We start from the raw sequence: 16,348 nt of genomic DNA on the forward strand, positions 1-16,348 counted from the left end.
GGCGCGCAAGTTAACAGGTCGGCGGCGTCACGTCACCCGTCGCTCGCGTATGGCCGCCCGCAACATCCATGTAGAGCCGAGCCCATGCTCGGCTATCGCACGCAGCGCGGGTCTCCTGCGATCTCAACGAAGAGCAGCCAAGCATGGGCTCGGCTCTACAGCAGGGTTTAAGGCGAGGGCTTCGCCAGCGCCTTGGCCTTCGCATACAGCCGATCAGCCGCTTCCCTTTCGCCCAATGCCGCATGGCACTCGGCCAGACTGTCCCACGCGTTGGCCGAATCCGGATAAAGCTCGGTGTTGAGCGTGAACACTTTCAGCGCCTTGCCAGCACCCAGACTCTCGCGGATGGCGTAGCCATCGGCATTGATCGCGCGCTCCAGTTCGCCGGTGGGAACGCCATTGCTGTCGCGCAGCCAGCTACGCATCTGCGGTTTCGCATCGGTGCTGTCATCCAACGCATAGCCGATCAACCGCTCGGACAACACCGCATGCGGAAACTCCCCGGGCGCGGCCACCGCCATCGTGCTTTCCACCAGTGTGCTCGACCAGACATTGCGAGCGCTGCCGTTGGTCAGGTAAACGAATACCCAGTAGCCGCTGGCCAGCGTGCCCTTGTAGGCCAGCCGCGCACGTACACGGGTGCCGCCATCGTGACCGACCTGGGTGTAGCCGTCGCTGCGGGTGGTGTCCCAGCCGGTGGAGAAGAAACTGCTGCCGCCACCGCTCAGTTTCTTCGGCTGCCAGAGCCTTTCCAGGGTCGCCGTGCGTAGCAGCTTGCCGGTCGCCAGCGCCTGCAGGAAACGGTTCATGTCGCCTACGGTGGTCTGCAGATCGGCATGGCCCCAGCCATAGTCCGGCCAGGGGTCTTCATTGGCCGGTTGCAGTTGGCCGTCCTTGCCGATGTACGGCACCGCCGCGCGCGTGGCTGGCACGCTGGAGACGCCCCATGAGGTGCTGGTCATCTTCAGCGGTTGCAGGATGCGTTCGCGAGCGATGGCCGGGTAGGGCTTGCGGTAGTGCGTTTCCAGCAACGCGGTCAGCACCAGGTAGTTGGCCTGGGTGTACTGCACGCGGCTGCCGGTGGCGAACTGCATCGGTGCCGCGCCGGCCACCTTCAGTGCAGCGCCAAGGTCAGGGGCCACACCGGCGTAGCCCTTGCTCACCCAGCGGTTGTCCACGCGGTCGTAGTACTCGCCGATACCTGAGCTGTGGTTGAGGAAATCGCGCACGTGGATCGCCTGCCATGCAGTGGGCAGGTCCTGCACATAGCGACTGGCCGGCGCATCCAGATCCACCTTGCTCTGGTCGACCAACTGCATCACCAGCGTGCTGGTCAGCAGCTTGGCCATCGACTGCGCAGTGAAAATGGAATCGACGGTGGCCGGCGCGTGGGAGGCCGGGTCACGCTCGCCGCTGGCGCCCTGGTACAGCACCTGTCCGTTGTGGGCGACCAGCACCGCTTGCCCGGCGATGCCGTAACGTTCGCGGTTGGTCTGCAGCTGGGTATCCAGGTGGGACGAGAGGTTGTCGGGAGCACTGCGCGCCGAAACCGGCAGGGTGGCCATCAGGAAACAGGAAAGTGCAACGGCAAGAGCGCGATGCATCGCAGTAGTCCGTCAGCGGTGATGGCGCATCTTGGCATGTAGAGCCGAGCCCATGCTCGGCTGCCTTCCGGCCAGACGTCGTGACCCTGGAAGCACTGAGCCGAGCATGGCTCGGCTCTACAGGTGCCTTGCGGTAGTGCCGGCCAGTGGCCGGCACCCCTGCGATCAGCCGAGAATCCCTGGCAGATCCAGCCCCTTCTCCTTCGCGCAGTCGATCGCGATCTCATAGCCCGCATCGGCATGGCGCATCACGCCGGTCGCCGGGTCGTTCCACAACACGCGGCCAATCCGCTTCGCCGCTGCCTCGGTGCCATCGCACACGATCACCATGCCGGCATGCTGCGAGAAGCCCATGCCCACGCCACCGCCGTGGTGCAGCGACACCCAGGTCGCGCCGCTGGCAGTGTTGAGCAGGGCGTTCAACAGCGGCCAGTCGGAGACCGCATCGGAGCCGTCGGCCATCGCTTCAGTCTCGCGGTTCGGCGAGGCCACACTGCCGCTGTCCAGGTGATCACGGCCGATCACCACCGGCGCCTTCAGTTCACCGTTGGCGACCATCTCGTTGAACGCCAAGCCCAGACGATCGCGGTCGCCCAGACCGACCCAGCAGATGCGCGCCGGCAGGCCCTGGAACTTGATCTTTTCGGCGGCCATGTCCAGCCAGCGGTGCAGGTGCGGGTTGTCCGGAATCAGCTCCTTCACCTTGGCATCGGTCTTGGCGATGTCTTCCGGGTCGCCGCTCAGCGCCGCCCAACGGAAGGGACCGATGCCACGGCAGAACAGCGGGCGGATGTAGGCCGGCACGAAACCGGGGAAGTCGAACGCGTTTTCTACGCCTTCTTCCAGCGCCATCTGCCGCAGGTTGTTGCCGTAATCCACGGTGGGCACGCCCAGTGCGTGGAAGCCGAGCATGGCGCGGATGTGGTTAGCCATCGAAGCACGCGCTGCCTTTTCCACTTCCTTCGGTGCAGAGACACGTTTCTCGTCCCATTGCTCGACGGTCCAGCCCTGCGGCAGGTAGCCATTCACCGGGTCGTGCGCGGAGGTCTGGTCGGTCAGCAGGTCCGGCTTGATGCCGCGTTCCAGCAGTTCGGCCAGCACGTCAGCCACGTTGCCGAGCAGGCCCACCGACTTCGGGGTGCCGGCCTTGCACGATTCCTCGATCAGGCGCAGTGCTTCGTCCAGATTGTCGGTCCAGGTATCCAGGTAACCGGTGCGCAGGCGCATGTCGATGCTGCTCTTGCGGCATTCGACCGCCAGACAGGAGGCGCCGGCCATCACGGCAGCCAGCGGCTGTGCACCGCCCATGCCGCCGAGGCCGCCGGTGAACAGCCACTTGCCGGTCAGGTCACCACCGAAATGCTGGCGGCCCATTTCCACGAAGGTCTCGTAGGTGCCCTGCACGATGCCCTGCGCACCGATGTAGATCCAGCTGCCGGCAGTCATCTGGCCATACATGGCCAAGCCCTTCCTATCCAGCTCGTTGAAGTGGTCCCAGTTGGCCCAGCGCGGTACCAGGTTGGAATTGGCGATCAGCACGCGCGGTGCATCGGCATGGGTGCGGAACACGCCTACCGGCTTGCCCGACTGCACCAGCAGGGTCTGGTCATCGTCCAGGCGCTTGAGCGTTTCGACGATGGCATCGAAGCTCTCCCAGTCACGCGCGGCGCGGCCGATGCCGCCGTACACCACCAGTTCCTGCGGCCGCTCGGCCACATCCGGGTGCAGGTTGTTCATCAGCATGCGCAGCGGCGCTTCGGTCAGCCAGCTCTTGGCATTGAGCGTAGTGCCGGTCGGCGCGGCGATGGTGCGGGACGGGTCGTTGCGGGTCATGCGGCGCTCCGGTTCGTAGCGAATTCAAGGCAGGCATTGAGCACCTGCGCCAGGGTGTGGCGCAGTGGTGCGGCGTGGTCGGGGTCGAGCGGGGTGGGCCAGCTGTGTTCGTCCACCTGGTCCGGCAGGGGTTCGTGCATGTAGCCACGGCAGGCCAGCTCCATCTGCAGGCTGTGCACGCCGCCGGCGATGTTGCTGTAGTGGCGGGTGATCCAGCCGCCCTTGAAGCGGCCGTTGCGCACCTGGCTCATGCCACTGATCTTCAGCAGGTTTTCCACCACATCGCTCAAGGCGTTGTCGCAGGACGTGTCGGGTGCGCCGGACGGCCCGGCGGTACCGAGGTTGAACTGCGGCAGCTCGCCATCGAACAGGTGCGGAATATGCGAGCGGATCGAATGCGCGTCGTACACCACCACCGTACCGTGCTGCGCGCGCAGGCGGGTGATCTGTGCGGCCAGCGCATCGTGGTAGGGCAGGAAATACGTGTCGCGGCGCCGCGCGATCTCGGCGTCATCCGGCTCGCGGCCCGCGTGGTACAGCGGCTGGTTGTCGAAGGTGGTCAGCGGGCACAGGCCGGTGGTGTTCTGGCCCGGGTACAGCGACACACCGCTGGGATCGCGGTTGAGGTCGATCACCGAACGTGAGATCGCCGAGCGAACCGTGGTCGCGCCCATGCCGCGCACGAAGTCGTACAGCTCGTGCACCCACCAGTCGGCATCGCGGCGTGCCAGCCACGGCGAGTGGTAGTCGCCGATCAGGTCGTGCGGCAGCTCGCTGCCGGTATGCGGGAAGCTGACGATGAGGGGGGCGTCGCCCTCGTGCACCGTCAGCCAGTCGGGATGGGTATTCATGCCTGCGGTTCCACGGTTGGCAGCAGGTCGGCCAGGCCCTGCGCCAGCGCACCACTGCGCACCAGATTCGTGGCGGTCACCATGTCCGGATGGAAGTAGCGGTCCTCTTCCAGCGTCGGCACCTGCGCACGCAGCGTGGCGCGCACGGTTTCCAGCGCGGCACTGGAGCGCAGCGGCGCATGGAAGTCGCAGCCCTGCGCCGCGGCCAGCAGTTCGATGCCGATCACGTTGGCCGCGTTCTCGGCCATCTGCATCAGGCGCCGCGCACCGTGCGCGGCCATCGACACGTGGTCTTCCTGGTTGGCCGAGGTCGGGATCGAATCAACACTGGCCGGGTAGGCGCGCTGCTTGTTTTCCGAGACCAGCGCAGCGGCAGTCACCTGCGGAATCATGAAGCCGGAATTCAGGCCCGGGCGTGGGGTCAGGAACGCCGGCAGGCCGGACAGCGCCGGGTCCACCAGCATCGCCAGGCGGCGCTCGCTGATCGAGCCGATCTCGCACACCGCCATCGCCAGCATGTCGGCGGCGAAGGCCACCGGCTCGGCGTGGAAGTTGCCGCCAGACAGTGCTTCGCCGGTATCGGTGAACACCAGCGGATTGTCGGACACGCCGTTGGCTTCGATTTCCAGGGTGGTCGCGGCCTGGCGCAGGATGTCCAGCGCTGCGCCCATCACCTGCGGCTGGCAGCGCAGGCAGTACGGATCCTGCACGCGTACGTCGTTGTCACGGTGCGACTCGCGGATGCCCGAGCCCTGCATCAGGGTGCGCAGCGTGGCCGCTGTGGCGATCTGGCCGCGCTGGCCACGGATGGCATGGATGCGCGGATCGAACGGGGTGTCCGAGCCCTTGGCCGCTTCCACCGACAACGCGCCGGTGACAAGTGCCGCCTGGAACACGGTTTCGATCTCGAACAGGCCGGCCAGCGCGTAGGCGGTGGAGAACTGGGTGCCGTTGAGCAGCGCCAGGCCTTCCTTCGCGCCCAGTTCGATCGGCTGCAAGCCGGCACGCGCCAGTGCGTCGGTTGCGGGCAGGCGTTCGTCACCAATGAACGCTTCGCCGACGCCCAGCATCACGCTGGCCAGATGCGAGAGCGGCGCGAGGTCGCCCGAGGCGCCGACCGAACCCTGCGCCGGTACTACCGGCAGCACGCCCCTGACCAGCATCGCTTCGAGCAGCAGCAGGGTTTCCTCGCGCACGCCGGAAGCGCCCTGCGCGAGGCTGACCAGCTTCAGCGCCATCATCAGCCGCACCACGCTGGCCGGCATCGGTTCGCCCACGCCAGCAGCGTGCGAGAGCACGATGTTCCGCTGCAGGGTGGCCAGGTCCTCGCGCTCGATGCGCACGCTGGCCAGCTTGCCGAAGCCGGTGTTGATGCCATACACCGGCGCACCCTTGGCGACGATGGCGGCGACTGCAGCAGCACTGGCGCGCACTAGCGGCAGCGCGGCCGGATCCAGTGCCAGCGGCGCGCCGCGATAGACCTGCCGCCACTGGGCGAGAGTGACATGGCCGGGGCGAAGAACCAGGGTGTTGCTCATGTGTTGCTCCAGGAGGCAGGCAGGTCGGGCTGTCCGCGCACCACGCGCGCGTGCAGCGGGTTGAATCCAATGCGATAGACCAGGTCGGCGGGGGCGTCGATGTCCCAGATCGCCAGATCGCAGTCCATGCCGACGGCCAGGCGGCCGATACGCTCGCCATGGCCCAGTGCGCGCGCCGCTTCACGGGTGAAGCCGGCGATGCACTCATCCACGGTCAGGCGGAACAGGGTGGCGCCCATGTTCATCGCCAGCAGCGGACTGGTCAGCGGCGAGGTGCCCGGGTTGCTGTCGGTGGCCAGCGCCAGCGGCACGCCGGCCGCACGCAGCGCGGCGATCGGCGGCAGGGTCGTATCGCGGGTGAAATAGAAGGCGCCGGGCAGCAGCACGGCGACGGTGCCGGCGGCAGCCATCGCAGCGATGCCGGCGTCATCCAGATGTTCGATATGGTCGGCGGAGAGCGCACCAAAGCCGGCCGCCAGTTCGGCGCCGTGCTGGTTGCTCAGCTGCTCGGCATGGATCTTCACTGCCAGCCCGTTTGCACGCGCTGCCTCGAAGACCTGCCGCGCCTGCGCCGGGGAAAACGCGATGTTCTCGCAGAACACGTCCACTGCTTCGGCCAGGCCTTCGGCGGCGATGGCCGGGATCATCACGTTGCACACCTCGTCGGTGTATTCCTGGGCCTCGCGGCCCGGCGGGATCGCGTGCGCGCCGAGGAAGGTGGTCACCACGTTGACCCTGCATTCCTCGCCCAGCGCACGTGCCACCTGCAGCTGCTTGCGCTCGTCGGGCAGGGTCAGGCCGTAGCCGGACTTGATCTCGAGGGTGGTCACGCCTTCGGCGCGCATCGCCAGCAGGCGCGGGCGGCTCTCGTGCGCCAGCTGCTCTGGCGAGGCGGCGCGGGTGGCGCGTACCGTGGAAACAATGCCGCCACCCGCACGGGCGATCTCGGCATAGCTCACGCCCTGCAGGCGCTGCTCGAATTCGTTGGCGCGGTTGCCGGCGTAGACCAGGTGGGTGTGGCAGTCGATCAGGCCCGGCGATATCCAGCGGCCCTCGCCGTCAATGCGGGTGGTCGGCTTCAGGTGGGCGTCGCTGCCGGGCGGGCCGACATGGACGATGCGGCCGTCGGCGCAGGCCAGCACGCCATCGCGGATGACACCCAGCCCCTCGCCGTCGAGGGTGATCAGGTGAACGTTGGACCAGAGGGTATCGACGTGCATGGCATCCACAACGCGGCTGTGCTTATATGTCTATACAATATAGGTGTCCATTTCGGGTTGTCCAGCCATGTCCGATTCGCGTTCCCCGCACTGTTTCCATGCCGCCCACGCCTTGCTGGCCGAGGGCTGGGCCCGTGATGTCCGCCTGCAGGTTCAGGACGGCCGCATCACCGCGATCAGCACGGGGCAGGGCGCGCAGGACGGCGACACCCGCGTCGGCATCCTGGTGCCGGGCCTGCCCAACCTGCACAGCCACGCCTTCCAGCGCGGCATGGCCGGCCTGACCGAGATCGGCGGCGGTGACGGTGACAGCTTCTGGAGCTGGCGCGAACTGATGTACCGCTTCCTGGCCCATCTGCGCCCGGACGCGGTGCAGGCCATCGCCGCCCAGGCCTACATGGAAATGCTGGAAAGCGGCTTCACCCGCGTCGGCGAATTCCACTACCTGCACCACGATGCCGACGGCCGCGCCTATGCCAACCGCGCCGAGATGAGTGCGCGGATCGCGGCGGCGGCCGATCAGACCGGCATCGGCCTGACCCTGCTGCCGGTGTTCTATGCGCATGCCGATTTCGGTGGGGCAGCGCCGAATCCGGCGCAGCGCCGCCTGATCCACGATGTGGACGGTTTCGCGCAGCTGCTGGACGCCGCGAAGCCGGCACTGGCCGCGCTGCCGGATGCAGTGCTCGGCATCGCCCCGCACAGCCTGCGCGCGGTCACCGGCGAGGAATTGAGTGCATTGCTGCCGCTTACCGACGGACCGGTGCACATCCATATCGCCGAGCAGGTGCGTGAAGTCGAGGCCTGCCTGGCGTGGAGCGGCCAGCGCCCGGTGCAGTGGCTGTACGACCACGCACCGGTCGATGCGCGTTGGTGCCTGGTGCACGCCACCCACATCACCGACGACGAGCGCGCCGCCATCGTGGCCAGCCAGGCGGTGGCCGGCCTGTGCCCGATCACCGAAGCCAACCTGGGCGACGGTCTGTTCCCGATGCAGGCGTTCGCGCGAGAGGGCGGACGTTTCGGTGTCGGCTCCGATTCCAACGTGCTGATCGATGCCGCCGAAGAACTGCGCCTGCTCGAATACGGCCAACGCCTGACCCTGCGCGGTCGCAACGTGCTGGCGCCGGATGCCACCCGCAGCACCGGCCGCTTCCTGTTCGAAGGCGCACTGCACGGTGGGTCGCAGGCGCTGGGCGTGGCCGCTGGCCTGCAGGTCGGTGCCAGTGCCGATCTGGTCGAACTGGACGCCGCGCACCCGGCGCTGCAGGCGCGACAGGATGACGCGTGGCTTGACAGCTGGGTGTTCGCCGCACGTAATGGCGCGCTGCGATCGGTCTGGCGCCATGGCCGCCAATGCGTGGCCGAGGGCCGCCACCTGCAGCGCGAGGCGATCACCACCGCCTTCGCCGCCGCCCTGAAGGGCGTGCTGGGCTGATCGCCTCCGCCACCGGGACCCCATTACGTGAAGGCCAGCAAGTCCGCCACGCTCAACCAGCGTATCCGCAGCGATCTGGAAAGCCGCATCCTCAGCGGAGAATGGGCGCCGGGCTTCCGCATTCCATACGAACACGAGCTGATGGAGCAGTACGGCTGCTCGCGGATGACGGTGAACAAGGTGCTGACCGCGCTGGCCGAGAGCGGCATGATCGAACGTCGCCGTCGTGCGGGTTCGTTCGTGGCGCGACAGCCGCCACACCTGGAGCAGGTGGCGCTGGAAATTCCGGACATTGCGATGGAGGTCGGTTCGCGCGGGCATCAGTACGGCTACCGGCTGCTGCAGCGCGAGCTGCGTCTGGCTGAAGTGGGCAATGCCGGCGAAGTGGAACTGGCCGGCAGCGAAATGCTGCTGGCGATGCGTTGCCTGCACCTGGCCGATGGCCGCCCGCTGGCGCTGGAGCATCGCCTGATCAGCCCCGTCGGCGTGCCCGAGGTGCTGGAGGTCGATTTCAGCACTACCGCGCCGGGCAGCTGGCTGCTGCAGAACGTGTCGTGGACCCGCGCCCAGCATCGCATCAGTGCCTGGGGCGCGGATGCTGTCACCGCCAAGCTGCTCGGTGTGAAGCCCGGTACCGCCTGTCTGGTGATCGAGCGCCTGACCTGGCGCGGTGAGCAGCCGATCACCCGCGTGCGCCAGGTGTTCCTCGGCGATGCCTGGGACCTGGTTGCGCGCTTCGCGCCTGGGGCGCGCTAGAGGCGTATCCACGCATGGCGTGGATCTACTGAATCCCGGTTGGGATTATCCGACGCGTGTGAATCCCTGGTAGATCCACGCCATGCGTGGATGCTGCCCCATCAATACGTGGCGCATTGGCGCCAGCGCACCGGCTCATCCACACCGGGGCGGGCATTGAGCTGGATGCGCACGTTGCGCAGGGCGGGGTAGTGCAGCACTTCCTCGCAGACCTGCGGCCACACCGCGTCCAGCTCGCCGGTGCGGTTGATCGCCAGCGTCTGCCGGGTCAACCAGACACCGCTGGCGATGCCGGGCTTGCCGGCCAAGGCACGGGACAGATCGGCCTGGAAGCGCTCCAGCGTAGCGGCATCCGGGTTGGGGTTGCTGCGCGCATCGGTTGAGGGCGCGGCCGGTGCAGGCGTAGCGGCCGGCGGCATGGTGGCGGGGGCCGGCGCCGGTTCGGGCGCCGCTTCAACCGCAGGCGCAACCGGCGCGGGGGCGACCGCCACCTCGGCAACGGGCGGGGCGTCCTGCACGTGCAGCCCTTGCAGGCTCAATCCCACCAGCAGGCCCAGCGTGACCGCGCCGAGCGCGGCAATGGCGATCCGGCGCAGGGCTTCATGGCGGGCGCTGGCGCGCACACGGGTTTCGATTTCCGCCGGTAGATAGGGTTGCAGCAGCGGCCACAGGCGCGGGCCGTCCAGCACCTCGACCGCCTGCTTCTCGGCGGCGTTGCGGCCGTCGCGTTCCATCCGGCCTTCGGTCAGCAGCACGCCGCCCTTGGCGCCGGCCAGGCGCGCGGCCGCACCCAGTTCGTTCACTGCAGCGGTGCCGATGCGGTAGGCCAGGCCGTGCTTGCACGACACCAGCCAGCTGTTGGGGCCGTCACTGAGCAGGAAATCGCTGCTGGGCTCACGGGATTCCTCGCCTGGGTCATCCAGTTCGCGCAGGCCGCGCTGCTCGCGCAGCATGCGCTTGACCAGTACCGAGAATTCGCGCCAGTGCATGCCAGCCAGGGCCTGCAGGCCGAGTTGCATCTCCTTCTGCCGCCGTTTGATCCACCACAGATAGACAACGGCCAGGGAACAGGTAAACAGGGCCGACAGCAGGGCCAGGATCCAAGGGAGCATGCAGGAGGTGCGCGGAAGGGGCGAATGCGAAGGCGACAGTGTAAAGGTCGCGCCGTGCCGCTGAGTCAGGAGGTTCCTGACAGGAAGCGTGATGGAACGCGCAGTTCGGAATACCGCAGGCACGAAAAACCCGCCAATCCTGAAGCCGTGAGGGGAGGGAACAAACGGCAGCCGAAGCGATTGGCGGGTTGCTCGCGATTGTCAATCAAAATTTATTGCATTGCAACAATGGCTGGTCAGGGCACGCTGCCTGGTGACTGATGGCTGCCCGGTGCAGGTGCATCGGTGCCCGAGGCGTCGCGATTCTCCAGCTTGGCCAGGCGCGCCTGCAGGGCGTCGATGCGAGCCTCCAGCGCAGTCACCTCGTCGGCGGTGGGTACGTGCAGGCGCTTGAGTACGCCCTGCACCTGATCGTCGAACGCCTTTTCAACCTTGTTCCAGGTGCCGGAGGCCTTCTCGCGGGCCTCGTCCAGCGACGTTTCAACGTTGTCGCGCCAGCCCGGGCCCTGTTCGCCGTTGCGTTCACGGCGGCGGGCTTCCCAGGCTTCGCCTTCCTTCACCAGGCCGTCGAAGAAGCGGCTGCCTTCGGCCTGTGCACGGCCAAGAGCGCCCAGGCCGGCCAGCCAGACCTGCTGCGCCGAGTCACTCAGCTTGCGCGAGAAGCGCTCGGCCTGGTCACCGAACGAGGCGTCGTCGTTGCGGCGGTCATCATTTTCGTACTGGTTCATCGCACTTCCCGTGGGAGTTGGGCCTGCCCCCGAGAGTAGCGCGCGTTGGCGTTGCACGGCCGTGATGGCCGCCGCCGGGGTTCAGCCCAGCTTTTCCTTCAGCACGCGCTGGATCTCGCCTTCGACCATGCCCCTCATCGCCGACAGCAGGAAGCCCAGCTTGGCGGTCACGCGCACGGCGCCCGGCTGCAGTTCGATCGCACCGTCCACGCCGCTGCCGGAGAAATTCAGTACGTCGGCAGTCCAGGACGACTTCAGGCCGAAGCGCTCGGACAACTTGGCGGCAACCTGTTCGATCGCGGCGCGCGCCTGTGCGTCCGGCAGGGCGTGGGCGTGGCGGACATCGATGGTGGACATGCAGGCTCCTGGCGCAGGGCGGGGATGATCAATGAGGGCGAGCATTGTGCGCATCGAGGGCCTCCGCGCCAAGCACTCATCGTGGGTTCTTCTTCGTTGGCGGCCAACCTGCTAGGCTGCGCCGCGTGCAGAACCTGCTTGTCCACTTCAGTCAGCAACAACAGCCCGACCAGCCGCTGCGGCCCGGGGTGCAACGCATCGTGCGCCAGGCCAACGGCAGTGTGCGGCTCGGCGATGCCGGCCACGGTGCCCTGCTGCTGGCGCAGTTCTGCGTGGATGATCGCGGCCTCTGGCTGCAGGTCGGCAACGGTATCCGCGGCATTCATGTGAACGGTCGCCCGGTGCGGCGCATGGCGCTGCTGCGTGCCGGCGATGCGGTGTATGTGGACGGCGTGGAAATGGTCCTGCAGGGCGAGGTCGAGAGCCTGCTGCAGGCGCCTGCGCCGAAGAACGACGACGGCTCCGATGAGCAGCAGCGCCTGCTGCGCGGTGTCGGTGGCCTGCACCATGGCCGCAGCTTCACGCTGTCGCGGTCCCGCCTGATCGGCCGCGGCGGCGACGCTGACATCGAGATCAATGAACCGGCCTTCGCCGAACAGCACGCCCGCGTGGAAGTGCACGGCGAGCGCGTGCTGCTGCGTGACCTGGGCAGTGCCGACGGCACCCGGGTCAACGGTGTGGCCGTGCGCCACTGCTGGCTGCAGGCGGGCGACCAGGTAGTGTTCGATGGCCAGCACCGGTTCGTGCTGGAAGTGCCGCATGACCCGCGCCGGCGCCCGCTGCCGGATGAAGACGAGTCCAGCCAGGACGCCGAGCAGGCGCCGGTGCTGCCGGCCGTGCCGCGCAAGGTCCGGCGCTGGCCGTGGCTGCTGGTCAGTGCGCTGCTGCTGGCCGCGCTGCTCAGCCTGCTGCTCTGGTTCGGCGCGCGCTGATCTGAATCCGCCGGGCATGGCCCGACGCTACCCCCCCGGCGTGTGCCCACTCGCTTCCGGTAGGTGCCGACCTTGGTCGGCACGCTCCTTCGGCGGGAATGACGCCTGACGGCGTACGCCGACCAAGGTCGGCGACTACCCGCGCCATGCGGGCGGCCAATGGATTCCAATGAAACCAAATTTCCCTTGCGCCACAAGGCCGCAAGGCTGGTGCACTGCGGCATACTAGGGGTCTTGCCCCACAGGTGTGACATGACGCGCGCGTTCAACTTCAGTGCCGGCCCTGCAACCTTGCCGGAATCGGTCCTGCGCCAGGCGCAGGCGGAAATGCTGGACTGGCACGGTACCGGTGCCTCGATCGTGGAAATGAGCCATCGCGGTGTGGAATTCATGTCCGTGGCCGCCGAGGCGGAAGCCGATCTGCGACGCCTGCTCGACATCCCCGACGACTATGCGGTGCTGTTCCTGTCCGGTGGTGCGACCACCCAGCAGGCGCTGATCCCGCTCAACTTCGCCGCCCCCGGCCAACGTGCCGACTACGTGGTCAGTGGCCACTGGGGCAAGACCGCGGTCAAGCAGGCCGGTGTCTACGTCGACGTCAACATCGCCGCCAGCAGCGAGGCCAACGGCTACCGCGAACTGCCGGCGCGTGCCGACTGGCAGCTGTCGCCCGATGCCGCCTACGTGCACATCACCGCCAACGAGACCATCCACGGCGTCGAGTTCCGTGATGTGCCCGACACCGGCAACGTTCCGCTGATCGCGGACTTCAGCTCGTCCATCGCCAGCGAACCGCTGGATGTGCGCCGTTATGGCGTGATCTACGCCGGCGCGCAGAAAAACCTGGGCCCGGTCGGCATCGCGGTGATGATCATCCGCCGCGACCTGCTCGAGCGCAGTGGCCAGCCACGTGCGGACATCTTCGATTACCGCTCGCACGTCGCCCGTGATTCGATGCTCAACACGCCGCCCACCTGGAACTGGTACCTGGCCGGCCTGGTGTTCAAGTGGATGCTGGCAGAAGGTGGGGTGGCCGAGTTCGCCAAGCGCAACGCCGCCAAGGCCGCGCTGGTGTACGGCGCCATCGACGGCTCCGGCGGCTTCTACCGCAATGAGGTCGCACATGCGGCCCGTTCGCGGATGAACATCCCGTTCTTCCTGCCCGATGCCGAGCTCGATGCCCGCTTCGTCGCCGAAGCCAAGGCCGCCGGCCTGCTGGCGCTGAAGGGACACAAGGTGGTCGGGGGCATCCGTGCCTCGCTGTACAACGCCATGCCGCTGGCCGGGGCCGAGGCGCTGGTCGCCTTCATGGCTGATTTCCAGCAGCGTCACGGTTGAGCAATGAACGGCGCGCACCGTCGGGTGCGTGCCCCGCAACAAGGAACTCCGATGGCAAGCAGCAAATCCAGCAAGAAGGCGCCGAAGAAGGCCGAACCGGCCAAGGACAGCGCCTCCACCAAGGCCAAGGGCAAGAGCACGTCCAAGGCCGCGTCGAATCCGGCGCCTACCCTGGCGCCGCTGGCGCTGGCCGATGTGCGCTCGAAGATCGACCAGATCGACCGTGACATCCAGAACCTGATCGCTGAGCGCGCGCGCTTCGCCCACCAGGTCGGCAAGGCCAAGGGCAAGCTCGCCGCCGCCGTCGACTACTACCGCCCCGAGCGCGAAGCGCAGGTGCTGCGCATGGTGGTGGACCGTAACGAAGGCCCGCTCAGCGATGAACTGCTGGTGCACGTCTACCGCGAGATCATGTCGGCCTGCCTGGCCCAGCAGGAGCCGCTGAAGATCGGCTACCTCGGCCCGGAAGGCACCTTCAGCCAGCAGGCGGTGCTCAAGCACTTCGGCCGCTCCGCGCTGGGCCTGCCGATGGCCAGCATCGAGGAGGTGTTTCAGGAAGTGGAAGCGGGCAACGCCGATTTCGGCGTGGTGCCGGTGGAGAATTCGGGGCAGGGCACCATCCAGATCACTCTGGACATGTTCCTGACCTCCAACCTGAAGATCTGTGGCGAAGTGGAACTGCGCGTGCAGCAGTACCTGATGTCGCGCAGCGGCCGCCTCGAGGACATCGAGCGCATCTACGCACACCCGCAGTCGTTCATGCAGACCTCGGCGTGGCTGCGCGCCAACCTGCCGAAGGCCGAGAAGATTCCGGTATCCAGCAACGCCGAAGGCGCGCGTCGCGCGCGCAACGCCGATGATGCGGCGGCCATTGGTGGCGAGAGCGCCGGCCACGTGTACGGCCTGAAGAAGGTGGTCACCAAGCCGATCCAGAACGATGCCGACAACACCACCCGCTTCCTGGTGGTGGGTCGCAACATCTTCCCGACCTCCGGCCACGACCGCACCTCGGTGCTGGTGTTCATCCATGACAAGCCCGGTGCGCTGTTCGACGTGCTCAGCCCGTTCGCCCGCCACGGCATCAGCATGAACCGCATCGAGTCGCGGCCGTCGCACCACGGCAAGTGGGAGTACGGCTTCTTCATCGACCTGGCGGGCCACATCGACGACGCGCCGATGCAGGCTGCCCTGGCCGAACTGGAAGCGCACTCGGCGCAGATCAAGGTGCTCGGCTCCTACCCGGTGGCCGTGCCCTGAGTGCTGCTGCGGCGGCAACAGCCGCCGCTCCCTGATGCATCGCCGGCGCTGCCGGTGTTTACGGAATGATCGAACGATGAGCAACGCGCAACACTGGATTGCCCGCAAGGGCCAGCCGCTGCAGGGCAGCCTGACCATTCCCGGCGACAAGTCGGTCTCGCACCGCTCGGTGATGTTCGCCGCGCTGGCCGATGGCACCTCGCATATCGAAGGCTTCCTGGAAGGCGAAGACACCCGCGCGACCGCGCGCATCTTCAGCCAGCTCGGCGTGCGCATCGAAACGCCCAGCCCGTCGCAGCGCATCGTGCATGGCGTCGGCATCGACGGCCTGCAGGCACCCAGCGCACCGCTGGATTGCGGCAACGCCGGTACCGGCATGCGCCTGCTGGCCGGCCTGCTGGCAGGCCAGGCATTCGACTGCACGCTGATCGGCGATGAATCGTTGTCGGGCCGCCCGATGCGCCGCGTCACCGGCCCGCTGTCGCAGATGGGCGCAAAGATCGACACCCAGGATGACGGCACGCCGCCGCTGCATGTGCATGGCGGCCAGTCGCTGCACGGCATCGACTTCGCCTCGCCGGTGGCCAGCGCACAGATCAAGTCCGCAGTGCTGCTGGCCGGCCTGTACGCGCAGGGCGAAACCAGCGTGCTGGAACCGCATCCGACCCGTGACTACACCGAGCGCATGCTGTCGGCGTTCGGCGTGGACATCGAATTTTCACCGGGCAAGGCCCGCCTGCGTGGCGGCCAGCGCCTGCGCGCCACGGACATCGTGGTGCCGGCCGACTTCTCGTCTGCGGCGTTCTACCTGGTGGCCGCCAGCATCATTCCGGGTTCCGAGCTGCGCCTGAAGCAGGTCGGCCTGAACCCGCGCCGCACTGGCCTGCTGCACGCGCTGCGCCTGATGGGGGCGGACATCACCGAAGAGAATCCGGCCGAGCAGGGCGGTGAGCCGGTGGCGGACCTGGTGGTGCGCTATGCGCCGCTCAAGGGCGCGCGCATTCCGGAAGCGTTGGTGCCGGACATGATCGACGAGTTCCCGGCGCTGTTCGTGGCCGCCGCCGCCGCAGAAGGCCAGACCGTGGTGAGCGGTGCGGCCGAGCTGCGGGTGAAGGAATCCGACCGCCTTGCTGCGATGGCCACCGGCCTGCGCGCGCTGGGCATGCAGGTGGACGAGACCGAAGACGGCGCCACCCTGCATGGTGGCGTTCGCCTGGGCAGCGGCACCATCGAAAGCCACGGTGACCATCGCATCGCCATGGCGTTCGCCATCGCCGGCCAGATCAGTGATGGCGAAGTGCGCATCAACGATATCGCCAACGTCGCCACTTCGTTCCCGGACTTCGACGGCCTGGCGCGCAGCGCCGGGTTCAACCTGGCCTGA

The 16,348-nt window shown here is 67.5% G+C and carries 14 protein-coding genes; 6 read left to right on the forward strand and 8 right to left on the reverse strand.

Annotated elements, in window-relative coordinates; all coding sequences use genetic code 11:
• Positions 1 to 167 precede the first annotated feature (167 nt).
• The 5 genes from AC5P8D_RS01720 to hutI form a co-directional block, all read right to left on the reverse strand.
• The gene (locus AC5P8D_RS01720) at positions 168 to 1,604 is read right to left on the reverse strand and encodes a serine hydrolase (protein WP_495203019.1); all 1,437 of its coding nucleotides are present in this window, start codon (positions 1,602 to 1,604) and stop codon (positions 168 to 170) included.
• 165 nt (positions 1,605 to 1,769) lie between these two features.
• Positions 1,770 to 3,437: a urocanate hydratase gene (hutU, locus tag AC5P8D_RS01725; protein ID WP_478416169.1), complete on the reverse strand. Its 1,668-nt coding sequence runs from the start codon at positions 3,435 to 3,437 to the stop codon at positions 1,770 to 1,772.
• Entirely contained in the window at positions 3,434 to 4,288 is an 855-nt protein-coding gene (hutG, locus tag AC5P8D_RS01730) for an N-formylglutamate deformylase (RefSeq protein ID WP_019337290.1), read from the reverse strand. The genes hutU and hutG overlap by 4 nt, the downstream gene beginning before the upstream one ends.
• A complete protein-coding gene (gene hutH, locus AC5P8D_RS01735) occupies positions 4,285 to 5,826 on the reverse strand; it encodes a histidine ammonia-lyase (protein WP_227199659.1) in 1,542 nt (513 codons plus the stop codon). The genes hutG and hutH overlap by 4 nt, the downstream gene beginning before the upstream one ends.
• Positions 5,823 to 7,046, reverse strand: a complete 1,224-nt coding sequence (gene hutI, locus AC5P8D_RS01740; RefSeq protein ID WP_414614427.1) for an imidazolonepropionase — start codon at positions 7,044 to 7,046, stop codon at positions 5,823 to 5,825. The genes hutH and hutI overlap by 4 nt, the downstream gene beginning before the upstream one ends.
• Positions 7,047 to 7,113: 67 nt before the next feature.
• Between hutI and AC5P8D_RS01745 the strand changes: the two genes are divergently transcribed.
• Entirely contained in the window at positions 7,114 to 8,484 is a 1,371-nt protein-coding gene (locus AC5P8D_RS01745) for a formimidoylglutamate deiminase (RefSeq protein ID WP_049436707.1), read from the forward strand.
• Positions 8,485 to 8,511: 27 nt separating this feature from the next.
• Entirely contained in the window at positions 8,512 to 9,240 is a 729-nt protein-coding gene (gene hutC, locus AC5P8D_RS01750) for a histidine utilization transcriptional repressor HutC (protein WP_049436706.1), read from the forward strand.
• Between the two features lie 101 nt (positions 9,241 to 9,341).
• Here hutC and AC5P8D_RS01755 read toward each other — a convergent pair whose 3' ends face one another.
• The 3 genes from AC5P8D_RS01755 to AC5P8D_RS01765 all read right to left on the reverse strand — a co-directional run bounded on the left by AC5P8D_RS01755 (position 9,342) and on the right by AC5P8D_RS01765 (position 11,437).
• Entirely contained in the window at positions 9,342 to 10,352 is a 1,011-nt protein-coding gene (locus AC5P8D_RS01755; protein ID WP_049436705.1) for a restriction endonuclease, read from the reverse strand.
• 236 nt (positions 10,353 to 10,588) lie between these two features.
• Positions 10,589 to 11,080 carry a phasin family protein gene (locus AC5P8D_RS01760; protein WP_010480542.1) on the reverse strand — a complete coding sequence of 164 codons (492 nt, stop codon included), beginning with the start codon at positions 11,078 to 11,080 and terminating at the stop codon, positions 10,589 to 10,591.
• 81 nt (positions 11,081 to 11,161) lie between these two features.
• Complete coding sequence (locus AC5P8D_RS01765) at positions 11,162 to 11,437, reverse strand: polyhydroxyalkanoic acid system family protein (RefSeq protein WP_414614426.1); 276 nt, start codon at positions 11,435 to 11,437, stop codon at positions 11,162 to 11,164.
• A gap of 125 nt (positions 11,438 to 11,562) precedes the next feature.
• On the opposite strand from AC5P8D_RS01765, the gene AC5P8D_RS01770 reads away from it, so the two are divergent.
• From AC5P8D_RS01770 to aroA, 4 genes are all read left to right on the forward strand, one after another.
• The gene (locus AC5P8D_RS01770; RefSeq protein WP_010480552.1) at positions 11,563 to 12,369 is read left to right on the forward strand and encodes an FHA domain-containing protein; all 807 of its coding nucleotides are present in this window, start codon (positions 11,563 to 11,565) and stop codon (positions 12,367 to 12,369) included.
• 252 nt (positions 12,370 to 12,621) lie between these two features.
• Positions 12,622 to 13,707, forward strand: coding sequence for a 3-phosphoserine/phosphohydroxythreonine transaminase (serC, locus tag AC5P8D_RS01775; RefSeq protein WP_019337284.1), 1,086 nt, complete (start codon positions 12,622 to 12,624; stop codon positions 13,705 to 13,707).
• Between the two features lie 51 nt (positions 13,708 to 13,758).
• Positions 13,759 to 14,964 carry a prephenate dehydratase gene (gene pheA, locus AC5P8D_RS01780; protein ID WP_019337283.1) on the forward strand — a complete coding sequence of 402 codons (1,206 nt, stop codon included), beginning with the start codon at positions 13,759 to 13,761 and terminating at the stop codon, positions 14,962 to 14,964.
• Positions 14,965 to 15,040: 76 nt separating this feature from the next.
• Entirely contained in the window at positions 15,041 to 16,348 is a 1,308-nt protein-coding gene (gene aroA / locus AC5P8D_RS01785; RefSeq protein WP_053443256.1) for a 3-phosphoshikimate 1-carboxyvinyltransferase, read from the forward strand.

This window comes from Stenotrophomonas sp. YJH_SMC_101-4, from assembly GCF_059370395.1.